Below are 16979 nucleotides of genomic sequence, written 5' to 3' on the forward strand. Positions count from 1 at the left end.
GTTATGCTGATTTCGTCATATCACGAGCGCCAGACGCGCAACAGCGAGAAAATCAAACAACTGCTAAATTTCCTGAGAGAAGAAACCTACAGCGATTTTAAAACGCTGATGCTGTTATTTGGTTTCCGGGATCACAAATCGCTTTATTCACTGCTGGCAAAAACGGAGCGAATGGGGTTAATCCAGAAGCATGTGCTTGAATCACGGACAATGAAGATTTCATTATGGGGGATCACCAGTGACGGGCTGGCGGTGATGTTAACCCCGAATGATAAAATCTTTCCTGCGCGGTTTGAACCATCAAAAATCACCGGCTGGACGCTGGAGCACCATCTTGATAATCAGGCCGCCAGACTTATTCTGGAGAAGAAAGGCGCTTCGGGATGGATTAACGGCGACCGGTCCACCTTTATCAGCCAGTATCAGGTGAAACATCGCCCGGACGGGTTACTGACCCTGCCTGACGGTAACGTTATTGCCATTGAAACCGAGCGCCGCCTGAAAACCCGAGCCCGCTATCAGTCGATCATGGCAAGCCACCTGCTGGCCCGTACCCGCAAGCAGTGGATTTACGTTTTTTATGTTGTGCCCGATCCACAGAAGAAACGTGCGCTTGAACTGCTGTTTGACAGCATCAGGCATGTCATCATCAACCATCAGCACATCCCGCTTGAAGAACGCCACCGTCGGGTGTTTCGCATTTATACCTTTGTTGAACTGAAACTCCTGTCATTAGGCAGCTATACGTAAGCTTTGACTCAGGCCATCGTGATGGCCTTACTGGCCTCGCAGCGATACTGCCAAGCCAGGCTATTTTTTATTCCACTGCCAGACGAAGACTGTTCGGTACTCGCTGTGCTGCGTTCCGCCTCAGTCTGCGCCTTGCAGCGTTGCCGGTTAAAAACCATGTAACCGCATTCCCTTGCGGTTGTCTGATTCCGGTCTCAGAGTTTATCCATCAGGTAACGATGTGCTTTAGAGGCTGTGCTGGCCGATTTGAAAATATAGCGCTTGTCGTTATTCAACGCTTTCAGGCAGGAAGCAATATAGCTTTCATGTTGTACCTCTCCCTCAATTCTCTCTGACGCAACACTGTGCCCTGCATGTTCCTGCATGACAAAAGGGCTGATGATGCCCTTACTGATTGCTTCATTTATGGAGCAATGTTATCCAAAACACTATCTATTCCAGTTTCTATAAAGGTGATGATGACCTCTATGAAATAATTGAGGGCAGATGAGTGCAACGAGATAAGAGCTGGAACTGGCGTCCCGGCGACACAGGCGTTCCGAGGTGCGATGGACTAAACGTGGCCGTCGTAGGTGGCACTGGTGGGATCGGGCGAGCAATCAGTCGCATGCTGGCTTCCAGCGGTGCGCATGTCGTGGTGTTCCGGCGGGAACTTTACTGGGCAATGTGATGGGCTGGCGCACCTGTTTCGGCCTTGTTAGTGCTTTGGCGCTGCTACTTATGGCGTGGGTATGCTTTAAGCTACCTGGTTTCGCCGGACAGGCGGCAGGCAAGCGACTTTACCTTGGTTATATTTTCACCCTGACAGGTGTCAAGCCGGTATTGTCAGTAGTGCTGGCACACAATATCCTCTATACCTACATCGCACTGTTTCTGGCTAAAGCAGGCTGGCCGGACGAACGGATTTGGTGCTAGTGGTATTCGGTGTTGCGGCGGTGCCGCAACCCTCTTCCAGACGGCGTTGGCGAAAACAGGAGAGAAACTGCAGATATCGCACAGTCTATACTGGTCAGCGTCTGGAACATGGCAATAGCCGATGGCGGCATCGTCGGAGGTGTACTGCTGGAACGACTGGGGGGCCAGCGGGTTTGTGCCGACCATGCTCGTATTGTTGTCAACGACACTCGTGGTCGTTTGGCTGGGCAAACGACATGGTTTTCCCGTTTCTGAAGCTACGCCCGGCAGCGACCGACCACCAGAGCACAGCTGATTGGTATGTACGGTCGCCATAGGCGACTGTGGGTTAACAAAGTTGAGTAAGGGGGTATTCCATCTGATGAAGGCATAGCCATCAGACGCTAAAGGGCTTCAACAGGTTTTACGGGCAGTGCAACCACTGCCCGTATGGAATATAAGGGGCTGCCGTACTAAGTGTATTTAACACTATCTGGCAACTTGGTCAGACGCTGCCCAATACACTCGACAAAATATCCATTGCCTGAGCAAACTGCTCATCCGGGATGGTTAGCGGATACAGAAAACGAATGACATTGCCATATGTACCGCAAGTAAGCAGCAGCAGGCCTGCATCAAGCGCTTTTTTCTGCACCTGTTTCGCAACCTCCGCTGAGGGTTCACCCGTTGCAGAGTCGCAGAACTCTGCGGCAACCATTGAGCCTCTCGCACGAATATCGATAATCGATCTGTTTTGACGTTTTGCGGCTTCAAGCACACCGCTCAACGCTTCTCCAAGCCGTTGTGCACGTTCACACAATTTCTCTTCTTCAATAACATCGATCACTGCATGAGCAGCAGCAATGGCAAGAGGGTTTCCTGCATAGGTACCCCCCAGACCACCAGCCCCTGGTGCATCCATAACCTCGGCACGTCCTGACACCGCAGAGAGTGGCATCCCGCCCGCCAGACTTTTGGCCATGGTCATCAGATCAACACACACATCCGGGTAATGCTCCATCGCGAACATTTTACCGGTACGGGCGAAACCGGCCTGAACCTCATCGGCAATCAGCAGAATGCCGTGCTGATCGCAAATCCCACGCAGTGCCTGCATGAAATCATCCGGCGCAATATGAAATCCGCCCTCACCCTGCACCGGTTCAAGAATGACAGCGGCAACCTGTTTAGGATCGATATCGGATTTAAAAAGATATTCCAGACTCTTTACTGCATCCTGGGTACTGATGCCATTCAATGCATTCGGGAAGCGTGCATGGAAAATGGATCCCGGGAATGGTCCAAAACCCAGTTTGTAGGGAGCGACTTTTCCGGTTAATGCCATGGTCATGTAAGTACGGCCATGAAAACCGCCACCGAATGCGATGACACCCGGGCGACCGGTATACGAACGCGCAATTTTAATCGCGTTCTCAACAGCTTCTGCACCTGTGGTAAAGAAAGCCGTTTTGCAGGCCCCCTCAACAGGTACTCTGCTGTTAATTTTCTCGGCCAGAGAGACATAACTCTCGTAAGGCACAATCTGATATGCTGTATGAGTAAAACTTTTCAGCTGCTGCTCAATCGCCTGCACCAGCCGGGGATGCCGATGTCCGGTATTCAGAACCGCGATGCCCGCAGCAAAGTCAATAAACTCACGGCCTTCCACATCCCAGAGCGTCGCATTCTCCGCACGCTCGGCATAAAAATCACACATGACCCCGACTCCGCGAGGAGTCGCTGACAGGCGACGGATATTCAGTTCTGAATTACTCATTGTGACCCTCTCATGCTGGAAACTAAGTGAATAAAGTACTTTGACTGGCTGCGCATTGATGATTATATAGCCTTAAATTGGTTCCATTTTCGAGAACCAGTTGGTGATATTTTAGGGGGCCAATTGAAATCCTTGAAAGGTGATTTGCTGCTACAGCGACTGGCAGAGAATACGAGCGGAAAACTTTACACTCGTCTGTACAACGTGATTCGGATGACTATCCTCGATGGCAGCCTGTCTCCTGCTACACGCCTGCCTCCTTCCAGAGATTTGGCTCAGGAACTCGACGTGTCACGTAATACGGTTATCAAGGTTTATGACCAGCTACTGGCCGAGGGATATATTGTTTCCAGAGCGGGCAGCGGGACATACGTGGCTGAAAGCGTGCCAGATACGCTGTTAAACACGATCACCCTTGCTCCGCTGGTCAGTCAGACACCGGCAAAATCGGTCCTGTCAGTGCGCGGAAAACATCTCCTCGAACGGGCCAGCGCCAGCGCAAGGCAATGGGGACCTTTCATGCCGGGTGTGCCTGATGTGACAGCCTTTCCACACAAACTCTTCAGTCGTTATCTGACGCGGCTTAATCGTGATCCCACGCCATCCCAGCTGACTTACAACAGCCACCCTGGCGGTGAGAGGACATTACAGCAGGCATTAGTCGAATACTTACGCGTATCACGTTCGGTCCATTGCCGGCCTGAGCAGATCCTTATCACTGAAGGGAGCCATCAGGCGCTGGACCTGGTGACCAGAATGCTGTGCAATCCCGGTGATTATGCCTGGGTGGAGGAACCGGGATACTGGGGGATACGTAACATTCTGCAGATGAATGACGTGAATATCTGCCCGATACCCGTTGATGAATCAGGAATGCTCCCCCCCGATGAGTTATTAACGGCCCCTCCTCGGCTGATTTTTGTTACCCCGTCACATCAGTACCCTCTCGGCCCGGTCATGAGTCTGCCACGCCGACAACAACTACTGGCGATTGCACGAAAGCTGGGAAGCTGGCTGATTGAAGATGACTACGACAGTGAGTTTCGTTTTTCCGGTCATCCTATCCATTCATTACAGGGACTGGAGACAGGTACACCCGTAATCTATATTGGCACCTTCAGCAAAACGCTTTATCCGGGACTGCGTCTGGGCTATGTGGTGCTGCCTGAGGCACTGGTGCCCCCCCTGGTCACCGCGCATGGCGAACTTTATCGTGCGGGGCATCTCCTCACCCAACGTGCACTGGCGCAGTTTATCGATGACGGCCATTACAGTGCTCATATCCGGCGCATGCGGCTGCTTTATGCTAAGAGACGTAGCTTTCTGACCGCGTTGATCGAGCAGCACCTGGGCAAAGATGCACTGCATCCTTTTACCAGTAATGCCGGACTGCACCTCATCCTCAGACTTCCGGAAAACATTGATGACATCGCTTTAGCTGAAGATGCCAATCAACAGGGCGTAATGGTGCGCCCGCTCTCCCGTTACTATCTCGGGTCGCAGAAATCATGCGGACTGCTCATGGGTTTTGCGTCACTTCCCGAACAGGAAATGGCTGAGGCGTTCAGCATTCTGATGCAGTGTATTCACCAGCATCAGCCATCCATACCGGTGTTAAATCAGGACGAATGTAATGACACAAATTCATGATCGCCTGGACTGGAACCTGTTGAGAACCTTTCTGGCCATCGTGCAGGAAGGAAGCATCAGCCGGGCAGCACACAGGCTGCATCTTTCACAGCCCGCGGTCAGCCTTGCTCTCAAACGTCTTGAAGAAAGACTTGGTGAGTCTCTGATAATACGAACCGGAGCAACATTCTCACTGACCACTGCCGGTGAGATGGTGTATCAGGAGTCTCTCGCTATCTACGGCAGCATCGCGCGCCTGTCAATTGCCGTGCAGGATATCCCCCATAACCTCACCGGTACCCTACGCTTAGCCCTCGTGTCCGGGGTGAACAGCAATATCGTCGATGACGTGATTACACGATTTCACTCGCTCCATCCACGAACAACGTTCGAGATAACCACCGGATCCAGCACTGATGTACAGCATGCGTTATTGCATCATCATGCCGGACTCGGAATATCCCTGAGACATAAACAGGTTGCCGGGCTGGAGAATACGCCTTTCCTGCATCAGCGTTATTTTCTCTTTTGCGGCAGAAGCCATCCATTCTTTGGTCAGCAGGATCTGAAGGTAGAAGATCTAAGGCAGGAAAAATTTGTCTCTTTTGCCAGTGATCAGCTGGACGGCGTCCTGGCTTCATTAGCCCTTTTCCGCGCTCAGCAATCCCTCGAAGGTCCGTTAGTTGGCATCAGCTCAAGTGTCCATGAAGTGAAGAGAATGATCCGCTGTGGTTTAGGGATTGGCGCATTACCCGAACATATGGTTGCGGAAGATATCCGCTCGGGTCAGTTATGGAAACTGCCACCTTATGATGGCATCGCCCAGATCACGCTGTACCTGATGTGGAATGACGCGCTGAAATTCAATAAGGCCGAAGAGGCGTTTCTCAGCTATCTGAAGGAAGCCCTGCACAGCGCGGGATATTAATCCCACGCTTCTGCCGGTTATTTATCGGCGACTAACTCGGCAATACAATCAATCTCCAGTGTGACTCCCCATAGCGCAATACAGACCGTTGTCCTGGCGGGTGGCGCATGGCCAAGCAACTCAGCATAGACACGATTAAAGGTTTCCAACTGAGAAGAGTCGGTGAGATACCCGTTCACTTTAATCACATGATCAAAGTCGGATCCGGCAGCGCGCAGATTAGCTTCAAGATTTAACAGGGTTTGTCTGACCTGACGCTCAAAATCTTCAGGTTGTTGCCCAGAACTGTCTGTTGGAATCTGCCCGGCAGTAAAGACCAGATTGCCGCTGACAACGGCTTGTGAATAGGGGCCAACGGGAGCGGGAGCATCTGGGGCCGCCGAAATACGCTTCATATTTTTTCCTTCAGCTGGCGGGCAAGTTCCCTCACCCACATTAAAAATGCAGCAGGTTCAAATGCCCTGAGCCTGCTGGTGAGTTACCGGAAAGGTGCCTGCACCTTTTTCAGATCGCGTTTGAATGTCTCAGACAGCAAAAGCAGAGCCAGCAGGGAAATCAGTGCCGAACCAATCAGGTACCAGGCGACTGAGGATCCTTTACCCGTCCAGGATAACAGTGCGGTGGTAACAATTGGCGTGGTTGCACTGCCCAGCAAGCCGGAAAGCATGTACGCAACCGACAGGCCTGAATAGCGCACCCGGGTTCCGAACAGCTCAGCGAGAAAGGTCGCGATTGGACCATAATTGGCGGCAAAGGCTGTCATCAGCAGGCCGTAGCCCAGGAAGACCAGTGGCAGCGATTTGGTATCCATCAGCATAAACATCGGGATCGCTACCACCGCTTCGGCAACGATACCGGCGATGATGACGGGCTTACGCCCAATACGATCGGACAGGGCACCAAATGCAGGCAGTAATACGATACAAAGTGCGCAGGAAACCAGCACAACTGACAGCATCTCCGTGCGGCTGAAACCTAAGGTCTGTGTGCCGTAAGTGAGGCCGAATGCCACGATGATATTGAACGAGGATCCTGTCGACATAGTAGCGACACCGCCGAGCAAAACCTGTTTCCAGTGCTTACGTGCAATTTCAAACAGGGGAACCCGCACCTGTGGTTCGCTTTCTTTTGTTTCTTTGAATACCGGCGTTTCATGGATATTGAGACGAATATACAAACCGATCGCAATCAGCAAAGCACTGGCCAGGAACGGAATACGCCAGCCCCAGTGCAGCAGATCTTCTGATGATAAGAATGCCGCAATGGCGAGGAACGCCAGATTGGCTAACAGCGTACCGACTGGCACCCCAATCTGCACCCATGAACCATATAAACCTCGTTTGGTTTTGGGAGCGTGTTCAACTGCCATCAATACTGCGCCCCCCCACTCGCCACCCAATGCCAGCCCCTGGATCAGACGCAGCGTCAGTAGCGAGATGGGCGCCCAGATACCAATCGATGCATAGTCAGGCAACAGACCGATGGCAAAAGTTGACAGGCCCATCGCCAGAAGTGAAATCAGCAGCATGGATTTACGGCCAAGCCTGTCGCCAAAATGACCGAACAATGCCGCACCAAAAATACGTGCACCATATGCAGAGGCAAATGTGCCAAACGCCAGCAGCGTCCCAATTAACTCATCGAATGACGGGAAGAAAATCTTATTAAAGACCAATGCAGATGCTGTGGCGAAAATAAATAAGTCATACCACTCAACCGTTGTTCCAATAACACTGGCAACGGCAACCTTACGCATATTCACTTCAGGGGGTGCATCTGGCAACGCAGTATCAAAATCTACTGAGCTCGTCATAACTTGTCTCTCCAAAGGTTAGATTACGCGAGAATATTTACCTGGATATGTAGTCAGAGGCCATAAATATCAGCCAAACTTATTCCTTGTTTTAGTTTTTCTATTATTAACGGCTCTTGCCTCTGAATCTCTAACGCCTGATCCAGCAGGCTGGCCATTTCCTCTTTTGGAATTGCAAGCACACCATTTTCATCGGCTAAAATGATGTCACCGGGATTAACCACCACACCCGCACAGGTTACTTTTTTATTAGCTGCTCCACCTGTTTTTCCCCGTTTAGTGGTTAAAGGGGAGCGCCCTTTGCACCAGACAGGAAATTTCGCAGAAATAATGGCCGAAATATCGGTGATGTAACCATCCAGAATAACGGCGGCAATACCGGCCTGCTGTGCCGCCACCGTCATAACGGCTCCCCAGCACGCATGATGATTATCATTAAGACGTTCGATAACCAGCACATCACCTCTGCGGGCTTCCTGTAATGCGAATGGCAAACTGTAGCCGTCATCTTCCGGCAGCGAGACCGTCAGCGCAAGCCCGCAGATACGGACATTTGGCAATATGCATTGCAGCTGAGGAGACATAAAACCATGACTGACCATGTGTCCGATAGTTGCTGTTTCCACGCTAAGTAATGCTGTCAGCAAATCATCCTCAGAACTCATTGCGCGCGACCTTCCAGCGCCTTGCGCTGAATATCGCTGAGCAACATACCCGGTGAGATCCCGTTGCTGTCATAGCGCAACTCCAGAATGGCAGGACGTTTTTTTTCTTCCGCGAACAGTAATGCTTCCCGGAACGCTGCTTCAAAATCCTCAGTACGATCGATGACCCTGCCAAAGCCTTCATAGGCATCTGCGAGACGTGCAAATTGTGGGTTAGTAAATATCAGAGCGGTCTCACGCCCGGGAAAATCACGCTCCTGATGCGCCCGGATTGTGCCCCACATGCCGTTATTGAACACCAGCACCACAATTCCTACGTCATACTGCAGGGCCACACCCAGCTCCTGCATATTCATCTGGAAGCAACCATCGCCGGCGAAACAGATCGAGGGTTGGTCCGGGTTTTCCAGCTTGTAGGATACTGCCGCTGGCAGACCGTACCCCATTGACCCCACTGTCGGAGCCAGTGAACTGCCACGCCCACTAAACGGGATATAGCGATGCGGATAGAGCGCATAATTGCCTGCTCCGACGGTGATACACCCCCGGCCTTCCAGCACACGTCCTACCGTTTCCGCGACCCGATCCAGACTCAGTTCTCCCGGAGATGGCAAAGGTTTAAGTGTATTAAGCCAGGCTTCACGGGCGCGACAACGCAGCTCAGCCCAGAGCGGTACTGAAGCAGGTTTCAGATTGCTTAACGACGCCGCAAAGCCATTTACACTGGCATTGATGGCTAAATCAGGTCGATAAACCCGCCCCAGCTCTTCCGGATCCGGGTACACGTGGATGAGTTTTTGCTGAGGTTTTGGCGAGGAAATCCAGCTGTAGCCTTCGCTGGTGGCTTCACCTATTCGGGTACCCACCGCAATAATCAGGTCACTGGATACCAGCGTCTGGCGCAATTCATCATGCATCGCAAAACCAACATGGCCGACAAACTGTTGATCGTGCTGGTCATAACATTCCAGGCGACGCCATGCGACACCGACGGGCAAATCAAATCGGGACGCAAAAGCGCTGATTTGCTGTTGTGCTTCTTCAGTCCATCCACTTCCCCCCACCAGCAGGAAGGGACACTTCGCCTGTTCAAGATGAGTGGCGAGCTGAGACAGTGATTCTGCACCCGGCCAGGTTTCCAGACGCGTTCGCGCCGGAACAACAGGTACATCGGACTCGCCCCACAAGACATCTTCAGGCAGAGCTAACACGACGGGGCCAGGCCGCCCGCTTGTTGCGATGGCATAAGCACGGGCGACGTATTCCGGAATTCTGTCAGTCCTGTCAATCTGAGCCACCCATTTGGCCATCTGACCAAACATGCGGCGGTAGTCAATTTCCTGAAATGCCTCACGCTCAATAAAATCATTACCTACCTGTCCGACGAATAAAATCATCGGGGTCGAGTCCTGATATGCGGTGTGTACCCCGATTGAAGCGTTTGTTGCACCAGGACCTCGGGTCACCATGCAAATGCCGGGTTCACCGGTCATTTTCCCGTAGGCTTCAGCCATGTATGCCGCACCACTCTCCTGGCGACAGACAATCGGTTGTATTAGATCACTGTGGTCATTAAACGCATCAATACAGGGAAGGAAACTTTCACCAGGGACAAGAAATACTCTCCTCGCGCCCTGTTCTCGCAGTTGCTCTAAGACAATCTGACCGCCATTTCGGGAAACGACTGCTGACACCATCATTCTTCACTCCGGAAATAATTAAAAAATAACGCGGAAATATCAAATAATAGTGCTTTGAATTAAATATCCAGCGTTGTATTTGACAATAAATTTACGCCTGAGGGGTAAATAGTCAACTTTAAGGTTTTAATAGCAGCTATAAATTCAATTAATATGCAAAGGCATTTATTTTCACCAGTGCAGTGCATTAAATTATCTCGCAGCACCAAATAAGTGCAGCCAGTGCACTATTATCAAGCTAATATAAAATCAAAACCTTAGAATATAAAAAATGAGCGATACCGGACTCATGGCAATCTTTAAATTAACGATACTGAAGAAAGGAATGGCAGGATGGATATCTTCCCGGCATAGCGATAAATAGGGGAGAACAGAAAATAACGCTCTGCTCTCCCGCTTAGCTAATTACATGCCCGCACGAGCAGTGACCGCTTTGAATAAGACGTTGGCACCCTGCTCCGCATGTTCCGGTTCGATGCTTTCAGACTCATTGTGGCTGATACCGTCAGCGCATGGGATAAAGATCATCGTTGTCGGACAGTGTTTGGCAATATGAATCGCATCATGCCCGGCCCCACTGATCATGCGTTGATGGGTATAACCAGATGCTGTGGCCGCCTCGTTAACCAGTGCGACGCAGCTTTCATCAAAGGGCGTGGCAGCACTCAACCAATGCTGCTTAACGGATACCTGTACACCGCGTCTTTCGGCAACCGAAGCCAGACTCTGGCGGCAGGCCTGGTCAAATTGCGCCAGTACAGCGTCATCCGGATGGCGCAAATCCACAGTGAAGACAACATTTCCCGGAATCGTATTACGCGAGGCGGAAGAAATAGTGAGTTCACCGATCGTCAATAAGCCCTCAGGGGCAAAGCTTTTTGCAACGTCTTCCAGTGCAGCAGCCATTGATGCCACGGCTAAAAAGGCGTCAGTCCGGTTTTGCATCGGCGTGGTCCCGGCATGCGCCGAGTTACCTGTTACGGTAACATCCAGCCAGCTGATTGCCTGTCCTCCCGTCACGACACCAATGACCAGGTCCCGTTCCTCAAGCACCGGCCCCTGCTCAATATGTGCTTCAAAATAAGCGTTAAAGGCACGTCCCAGCGGGCTATCGCCTGTCCAGCGCTCTTTTTCCAGCGAAGCGGCAACGCTGATACCTGACGCATCTAAGCGGGCCAGTGCATCTTCGAGTGGCATAATCCCGGCAAAAACGGCTGACCCCATCATGGCGGGTGTAAACCGGGCACCTTCTTCATTGGTCCATACCGCAATTTCAATGCTGCGTTTGGGTTGCAGACCGGCATCGTGCAGTGTGCGGATCACTTCCAGGGCGGCAAGTACCCCATAAACCCCATCAAACCGCCCGCCCTTCGGCTGTGTGTCCAGGTGGCTCCCCATGACGACCGGGTCAAGTTCAGGATGGGTCCCTACCAGACGGCAAAACAGATTTCCTATCGCATCGGAAGTGACGGACATTCCCAGCAACTGGCAATCCGCGATGAATTTCCTGCGCCCCTTACTGTCCTCAGCAGACAGCGCCAGTCGGCTATTTCCACCTTTATCGGTTGAGCCAATAGCCGCCATTTCCATCAGGTTGTGCCATAAACGCGCACCATTGATGGTGAGGCTGCTTGCGGCACTCGAATCTGTAGGGTTCTGATTAAGTTTCATTTCTGCATCCTTGCTTAAAGTGCCACACCGACCGAACGCAGTTCGGTATACAGCTCAATCGCTTCCCACCCCATTTCCCGGCCCCAGCCAGACTGTTTAAAGCCGCCAAAAGGCAAAGCAGGATCAATGACATGATGCGTATTAATGCCGATGGTTCCGGCTTTCAGGCGTTTTGCGACGCGATGGGCACGGCTAATATCACGTGTGAATATGCTCGCCGCCAGGCCATAAATTGAGTTGTTAGCTTGAATGACAACATTCTCTTCCTGCTCATCGGTAAAGCGGATCACACACAATACCGGGCCAAAGATCTCTTCCTGAACAACACGCATCTGATTGTGGGTATGGTCCAGGATTGTCGGCTCGACATAAAAACCGGCCCCATTCCAGCTACTGCCTCCGGTTAATACGGTCGCTCCCTCTTCAATACCTGATGCGATGTACTCACAGACGCGCTTCTGTTGTTCTTCGGAAACAAGCGGTCCCATTTGTGTGTCCGGATTCAGTCCCGGCCCCATTTTTAAGGCGCAGGCGTGACTGACAAGTCCTTCCAGCACCCGATCGGCCACATCGTTATGCAGATAGAGGCGGGTACCGGCCGTACATGTCTGACCCATGTTGTAAAAAATACCTGAAGCGATAGCGGATACGGCTTTCTCAATATCGGCATCACCATAAACGATCATCGGGGATTTACCGCCCAGCTCCAGGGAGACTTTCTTCAGGTTAGTGCCTGCAGCAGCAAGGATTTTTTTACCCACTTCCGTTGAACCTGTGAAGGCGATTTTATCCACATCGGGGTGTTCAGCCAGCGCGGCTCCGGCTGTTTCACCATATCCGGTCACAACGTTGATTACGCCAGGCGGAAAGCCCGCTTCCGCCACCAGCTCGGCCAGACGCAGTGCAGTCAACGGGGTCTGTTCAGCCGGTTTCAAAACAATCGTACAGCCTGCTGCCAGCGCGGGGGCGACTTTCCATACCGCCATCATCAGGGAAAAATTCCAGGGAACGATCTGACCACACACCCCGACAGGGGTTCTCAGGGTATAGGCATGAAAAGGTGCACCTGATGACAATGGGATAGTCTGACCATTGATCTTGGTGCTCCATCCCGCCATGTAACGCAGCAATTCATAACTGAAAGCCACATCCCCCCAGCGCGCATCGTTAAAAGGTTTACCGTTATCCAGCGCCTCAATCTGGGCCAGTTCATCAGCATGCTCTTCCACCAGATCACCCAAGCGCCACAGCAATTTGCCTCGCGCAGAAGGCGACATGTCTGCCCATTCGCCATGCTCAAAGGCATTCCGCGCAGCGGATACCGCACGATCAATATCCGCACTCTCACCCGCCGGGACGGAGGTGAAGCTACGGCCATTGGCTGGGTTGATGACCTCTATTGTGCCTCCCGCTACTGCGCTGACCCATTCGTTGTTAATAAACAGCTTATGTTCTTTGTTAACGAATACGGCAGCTGCCGGGCTGAGTAAATCCAATGAATCAGTCATGTTCTCTACGCTCATTTCGTCGATACCTCATTTGCCGTAACCAGAATGACGTCAGCCGCCAGAATCGGTTTGGCTATGTCAAAAAAACGCGCCACTACAGCGGAATTGTTATGTATATCCATTGCGCCTGCATCGGTGAAGCGCTCGTAGGTGGTGAATACACAGGGATTGCTGCTGTCCTGTGAGATGTAAAATCCCTGTGTGCCAGGTTCGTTTTCCCTGACGTGAGCCGCAACTTCCAGCAACGCATCGGCCATTACCCGCTCATAACCTGCCTTCACTGTGATTACCGCAGTGATACTTATCATGTCGAACTCCTGTTTGGGATTCAGGCACCGAGCCCGTTAAATTCAGCAACCCAGTTGCTGTCCGAAAGAACGGCGGGATCAATGGGATCCCCCATTTCACCACGGCGTAACAGAAAGACCCGTTCCGCCAGCTGGCTGATAAACGTCAGATCCTGTTCAACCAAAATGATGGAGAGGCCATTACGCCCGGCCAGTTTTTGTAACGTCTCAGTAATTTCGTCACAGATAGAGGGTTGGATGCCTTCGGTAGGCTCATCCAGCAGGATCAGTTGTGGTTCACTGCACAGACAGCGCCCCAAGGCCAGAATCTGTTGCTCTCCACCACTCAGCACACCACCCGCACGGGGCAGGATGGGTTTCAGCCGAGGGAGATCCTCAATAACCTCTTCAATTTTCTGACGTGCAGCATGAGCCGGGAGATGTATCGCCCCCATTTGCAGATTCTCAGTGACACTGAGTGCAGGGAAAATTTGTCGTCCCTGCGGCACAATACTGATGCCCATACGCGCCCGGCTTTCAGGGCGAAGCCGGGTGATATCCAGTCCGGTAAAATGAATGCTCCCACTGCTGGCCGGAAGGTGACCCATGATGGTTTTCAACAGCGTGGTTTTCCCCATGCCGTTATGTCCCAGAACCCCCACCAGCTCGCCGTTATAAAGGGTAAAATCAACATCAAACAGCACGGGAATGGACCCGTAGCCGGCATGCAGTTTCTGCACCTTAAGCAACTCAGGCCGCATGAGATTTGCCAAGATAGACCTCCCGTACCCGCTGGTTGCTCATAATTCCCTCGACGTTATCCTCGGCGAGAATTTTCCCCTGATGGAAGACGGTGACTGTCTTCCCAATCTGGCGGATAAAATTCATGTCGTGCTCGACAACAACCAGCGCATGACGCTGGTTTATCTCCTGAATGATTTCAGCCAGGCGGTTAACTTCTTCACCTGTCATCCCCGCAGCGGGTTCATCCAGCAGGATCAGCGGCGGGTCGCTGGCAATGACCATCGCCAGTTCCACCAGCTGGCGCTGACCGTGAGCCAGTTTGTCCACGATCTTATTGGCGAGGGAAGTGATCCCCACCCGCTCCATCGCTTCCTCCACCTTTTCATTACGTCCAGCGGGACGGGCAATATCGCGCAGACCCAGCCAGACATTTTCCCGGGCAGATAAGCCTTCAAAGAGGTGGGGAATCTGCGTCTTGATGCCAATTCCCTGTCGGGCAATCTGGAAACGCTCAGATCCCACCATCGGTTTCCCGTTGAATACAATACTGCCGCTGGTGGGGCGCTGGACACCGGTCAGGCAACGGAAAAAGGTCGTTTTCCCGGCACCGTTCGAGCCGATCAGGCAGCGTAGTTCGCCACGACGTAACGTGAAGTCGATGTTATTCAGTGCCCTGACGCCACCAAACTGCACACTGACGCCCGTTGCCTGTAACAGAATTGGATTGTTCATGATCGGCTCACCACCGTGGCTGAAGGCGTTCTGGCACGGATGACAGGTAACCGCTCAAGAAGTGTTGGCAGTAGACCTTTGGGTAACAGCAGCACAAAGAGGATCAACACACTGCCCAATACAATATTGGGGTCAATCCATCCCAGTGTGCCGAGATACGCTGTCAGACCCTGCAGTATCAGGCAGGCCAGAATCGGGCCGAGTAATGTACCGACGCCACCTACCACCACCCAAATCAGTACCTGAGCACTGTTGGATAAGCTGAATACCGTGGGGCTGACAAAAACTGAGTTGGCAAAAAGACAGCCCGCCAGTCCTGCCAGACCCGCACCAATGGCAAACATATACAACTTGATACGGCGTGAGTCGTAACCCAGCAGTTCCGCGCGCGCTTCGTTTTCACGGACACCAGCAACTGCCCGACCAAACCGTGAACCGATCAGCCATTTACACAGCATGTAACCCGCAACCAGGGCACAAACCGCCATCATGAACACAACATCAGGAGAAAGTGGCACAGCGGGATTAAATGGCATATTCAGGGGTGGCGTGTCCGGCATGCCGTTGAACCCACCTAATCTGGCTTTACCGATATGCCAGGCATCCCCGGAAGTACTGTTCGCCAGTTTAAAAAGGATTAGTGTTACGGTGAGGGTGATGACGCCAAAATAGATGTCACTGAGACGACCATAAAAGACGAAATATCCCAGGATCAATGCGAACAGCATTGGCGTAGCAATGGCAATCGGTACTGCCCAGGTTGAGTCGCCAAAATTAACGCCAGCGACAGCATACCCATAGGCACCCAGGCCAAAAAACATGGACTGACCAAAACACAGAATACCTGCATGCCCCCAGATTAACGCCATGCTCAGCGCGAAAAGCGCCAGGCTGACATAAATCGTGGCATTGATGAGTGAATACAAATCCATCACAGCAGGCAGCACCAGAAGCACAACCATTCCAGTAATCAGCGCCGCAATATTGCAGGATGCTGTCGAAGTGAGTTTCATGATGCCCCCCGGAAAATTTTACCGGTTATACCTGTTGGCAGAATGCGCAGTAACACTAAGGCCGCAGCCAGCAGTGCGATATCGCCAAAGATTGGATTGCTCAGGAAGGTGGTCACCGTGCCTATAGAACCAAGCAAGGCAGCGCTCAGTCCGGTGCCCGTTATGACGCTGGCTCCACCGGTAATAACCGTAATGAATGCTTTCGAGACATACGCCGCCCCCATGGTAGGAACCACACCCGAAAGCGGTGCCAGCAACGCACCGGTTAAACCACTTAAGGCAGCACCCAGCGAGAACGTCATCGCGAACACTCTTGAGCGATTAATCCCCATCGATGCTGCCATTTCGGGATTCTGCATCGTTGCACGGGCAATCAGCCCCAGCCGTGTGTAACGCAGCAATGCATATCCGCCCACCAGCAAAATCAGGCAAACCACCACCATCAGCTGGTTGTACAGACTGATACTGAAGCCCGCGAAATCGACGCTGCCCAGGGGGGCGGAGATACCCTGAACACGATTACCAAACGACGTGGTTGCCATTCCGGTTAACAACAGACTCAACCCCCAAGTCGCCAGCATGGTGTACACCATTCGCCCGTATAGATGACGAATAATGATCCGTTCAATGATCATCCCAAGTATGCCCACCACACAGGGTGCCACCACCAGAATGGCTACCCAGACATTAATGCCTGCGTTTACGGCAAAAATGCTGGTAAAACCTCCCAGCATAATAAATTCACCGTGGGCGAGGTTTATCACGCGCATCATGCCAAAAATGACCGCCAGCCCTAATGAAACCAGGATTAACTCCGCAATTGAGTCAACGATTTGAATTATCGTAAGCAGCAGATAATGCATATTCA

The 16979-nt window shown here is 52.1% G+C and carries 17 protein-coding genes and 1 pseudogene; 5 read left to right on the forward strand and 13 right to left on the reverse strand.

What is annotated here, in order from left to right; translation table 11 throughout:
• Nucleotides 1-3: 3 nt before the first annotated feature.
• Nucleotides 4-750: a MobC family replication-relaxation protein gene (gene mobC, locus EHV07_RS13995; RefSeq protein ID WP_147198634.1), complete on the forward strand. Its 747-nt coding sequence runs from the start codon at nucleotides 4-6 to the stop codon at nucleotides 748-750.
• Nucleotides 751-944: 194 nt separating this feature from the next.
• On the opposite strand, the pseudogene EHV07_RS14000 reads toward mobC, so the two are convergent.
• A pseudogene (locus EHV07_RS14000) lies at nucleotides 945-1076 on the reverse strand (DNA primase); the annotation flags it as partial.
• Between the two features lie 233 nt (nucleotides 1077-1309).
• Between EHV07_RS14000 and EHV07_RS25195 the strand changes: the two are divergent.
• Nucleotides 1310-1420: an SDR family NAD(P)-dependent oxidoreductase gene (locus EHV07_RS25195; RefSeq protein WP_217363409.1), complete on the forward strand. Its 111-nt coding sequence runs from the start codon at nucleotides 1310-1312 to the stop codon at nucleotides 1418-1420.
• Complete coding sequence (locus EHV07_RS24790; protein WP_217363410.1) at nucleotides 1420-1665, forward strand: hypothetical protein; 246 nt, start codon at nucleotides 1420-1422, stop codon at nucleotides 1663-1665. The genes EHV07_RS25195 and EHV07_RS24790 overlap by 1 nt, the downstream gene beginning before the upstream one ends.
• Nucleotides 1666-2149: 484 nt before the next feature.
• Here the strand turns inward: EHV07_RS24790 and EHV07_RS14015 are convergent, their stop codons facing one another.
• Nucleotides 2150-3421 (reverse strand): 4-aminobutyrate--2-oxoglutarate transaminase, encoded by a 1272-nt coding sequence (locus tag EHV07_RS14015; RefSeq protein WP_147198635.1) that lies wholly within the window; start codon nucleotides 3419-3421, stop codon nucleotides 2150-2152.
• 123 nt (nucleotides 3422-3544) lie between these two features.
• On the opposite strand from EHV07_RS14015, the gene EHV07_RS14020 reads away from it, so the two are divergent.
• Together EHV07_RS14020 and EHV07_RS14025 are read left to right on the forward strand one after the other, a co-directional pair.
• On the forward strand, nucleotides 3545-5071 hold the full coding sequence (locus EHV07_RS14020; protein ID WP_147198636.1) for a PLP-dependent aminotransferase family protein: 1527 nt from the start codon (nucleotides 3545-3547) through the stop codon (nucleotides 5069-5071).
• Entirely contained in the window at nucleotides 5055-5978 is a 924-nt protein-coding gene (locus EHV07_RS14025) for a LysR family transcriptional regulator (protein ID WP_147198637.1), read from the forward strand. Before EHV07_RS14020 ends, EHV07_RS14025 begins: the two co-directional genes overlap by 17 nt.
• Nucleotides 5979-5995: 17 nt before the next feature.
• Here the strand turns inward: EHV07_RS14025 and EHV07_RS14030 are convergent, their stop codons facing one another.
• The 11 genes from EHV07_RS14030 to EHV07_RS14080 form a co-directional block, all read right to left on the reverse strand.
• Nucleotides 5996-6373, reverse strand: a complete 378-nt coding sequence (locus tag EHV07_RS14030) for a RidA family protein (RefSeq protein ID WP_147198638.1) — start codon at nucleotides 6371-6373, stop codon at nucleotides 5996-5998.
• Nucleotides 6374-6456: 83 nt separating this feature from the next.
• Nucleotides 6457-7791: an MFS transporter gene (locus EHV07_RS14035; RefSeq protein WP_147198639.1), complete on the reverse strand. Its 1335-nt coding sequence runs from the start codon at nucleotides 7789-7791 to the stop codon at nucleotides 6457-6459.
• A 53-nt stretch (nucleotides 7792-7844) separates the two neighbouring features.
• Entirely contained in the window at nucleotides 7845-8456 is a 612-nt protein-coding gene (locus tag EHV07_RS14040) for an RraA family protein (protein WP_147198640.1), read from the reverse strand.
• A complete protein-coding gene (locus EHV07_RS14045) occupies nucleotides 8453-10156 on the reverse strand; it encodes a thiamine pyrophosphate-binding protein (protein WP_147198641.1) in 1704 nt (567 codons plus the stop codon). The genes EHV07_RS14040 and EHV07_RS14045 overlap by 4 nt, the downstream gene beginning before the upstream one ends.
• A 405-nt stretch (nucleotides 10157-10561) precedes the next feature.
• Nucleotides 10562-11827 (reverse strand): Zn-dependent hydrolase, encoded by a 1266-nt coding sequence (locus EHV07_RS14050; protein ID WP_147198642.1) that lies wholly within the window; start codon nucleotides 11825-11827, stop codon nucleotides 10562-10564.
• A gap of 14 nt (nucleotides 11828-11841) precedes the next feature.
• On the reverse strand, nucleotides 11842-13335 hold the full coding sequence (locus tag EHV07_RS14055) for an aldehyde dehydrogenase family protein (RefSeq protein WP_147198643.1): 1494 nt from the start codon (nucleotides 13333-13335) through the stop codon (nucleotides 11842-11844).
• Nucleotides 13336-13346: 11 nt separating this feature from the next.
• Nucleotides 13347-13643: a putative quinol monooxygenase gene (locus EHV07_RS14060; RefSeq protein ID WP_147198644.1), complete on the reverse strand. Its 297-nt coding sequence runs from the start codon at nucleotides 13641-13643 to the stop codon at nucleotides 13347-13349.
• Between the two features lie 20 nt (nucleotides 13644-13663).
• Complete coding sequence (locus EHV07_RS14065; protein WP_254446247.1) at nucleotides 13664-14395, reverse strand: ABC transporter ATP-binding protein; 732 nt, start codon at nucleotides 14393-14395, stop codon at nucleotides 13664-13666.
• The gene (locus EHV07_RS14070) at nucleotides 14373-15098 is read right to left on the reverse strand and encodes an ATP-binding cassette domain-containing protein (RefSeq protein WP_147198645.1); all 726 of its coding nucleotides are present in this window, start codon (nucleotides 15096-15098) and stop codon (nucleotides 14373-14375) included. Before EHV07_RS14070 ends, EHV07_RS14065 begins: the two co-directional genes overlap by 23 nt.
• Nucleotides 15095-16111 (reverse strand): branched-chain amino acid ABC transporter permease, encoded by a 1017-nt coding sequence (locus EHV07_RS14075; protein WP_147198646.1) that lies wholly within the window; start codon nucleotides 16109-16111, stop codon nucleotides 15095-15097. Before EHV07_RS14075 ends, EHV07_RS14070 begins: the two co-directional genes overlap by 4 nt.
• Complete coding sequence (locus EHV07_RS14080; protein WP_147198647.1) at nucleotides 16108-16974, reverse strand: branched-chain amino acid ABC transporter permease; 867 nt, start codon at nucleotides 16972-16974, stop codon at nucleotides 16108-16110. Before EHV07_RS14080 ends, EHV07_RS14075 begins: the two co-directional genes overlap by 4 nt.
• Nucleotides 16975-16979: the final 5 nt, after the last annotated feature.

The sequence above is a fragment of the Pantoea sp. CCBC3-3-1 genome (genome assembly GCF_007981265.1).
Classification (GTDB): domain Bacteria; phylum Pseudomonadota; class Gammaproteobacteria; order Enterobacterales; family Enterobacteriaceae; genus Erwinia.

Coding starts and splice junctions, on each gene's coding strand:
- mobC (WP_147198634.1), top strand. CDS start 4: ATGCTGATTTCGTCATATCACGAGCGCCAGACGCGCAACAGCGAGAAA.
- EHV07_RS24790 (WP_217363410.1), top strand. CDS start 1,420: ATGGGCTGGCGCACCTGTTTCGGCCTTGTTAGTGCTTTGGCGCTGCTA.
- EHV07_RS14015 (WP_147198635.1), bottom strand. CDS start 3,421: ATGAGTAATTCAGAACTGAATATCCGTCGCCTGTCAGCGACTCCTCGC.
- EHV07_RS14025 (WP_147198637.1), top strand. CDS start 5,055: ATGACACAAATTCATGATCGCCTGGACTGGAACCTGTTGAGAACCTTT.
- EHV07_RS14030 (WP_147198638.1), bottom strand. CDS start 6,373: ATGAAGCGTATTTCGGCGGCCCCAGATGCTCCCGCTCCCGTTGGCCCC.
- EHV07_RS14035 (WP_147198639.1), bottom strand. CDS start 7,791: ATGACGAGCTCAGTAGATTTTGATACTGCGTTGCCAGATGCACCCCCT.
- EHV07_RS14040 (WP_147198640.1), bottom strand. CDS start 8,456: ATGAGTTCTGAGGATGATTTGCTGACAGCATTACTTAGCGTGGAAACA.
- EHV07_RS14045 (WP_147198641.1), bottom strand. CDS start 10,156: ATGATGGTGTCAGCAGTCGTTTCCCGAAATGGCGGTCAGATTGTCTTA.
- EHV07_RS14050 (WP_147198642.1), bottom strand. CDS start 11,827: ATGAAACTTAATCAGAACCCTACAGATTCGAGTGCCGCAAGCAGCCTC.
- EHV07_RS14055 (WP_147198643.1), bottom strand. CDS start 13,335: ATGACTGATTCATTGGATTTACTCAGCCCGGCAGCTGCCGTATTCGTT.
- EHV07_RS14060 (WP_147198644.1), bottom strand. CDS start 13,643: ATGATAAGTATCACTGCGGTAATCACAGTGAAGGCAGGTTATGAGCGG.
- EHV07_RS14070 (WP_147198645.1), bottom strand. CDS start 15,098: ATGAACAATCCAATTCTGTTACAGGCAACGGGCGTCAGTGTGCAGTTT.
- EHV07_RS14075 (WP_147198646.1), bottom strand. CDS start 16,111: ATGAAACTCACTTCGACAGCATCCTGCAATATTGCGGCGCTGATTACT.
- EHV07_RS14080 (WP_147198647.1), bottom strand. CDS start 16,974: ATGCATTATCTGCTGCTTACGATAATTCAAATCGTTGACTCAATTGCG.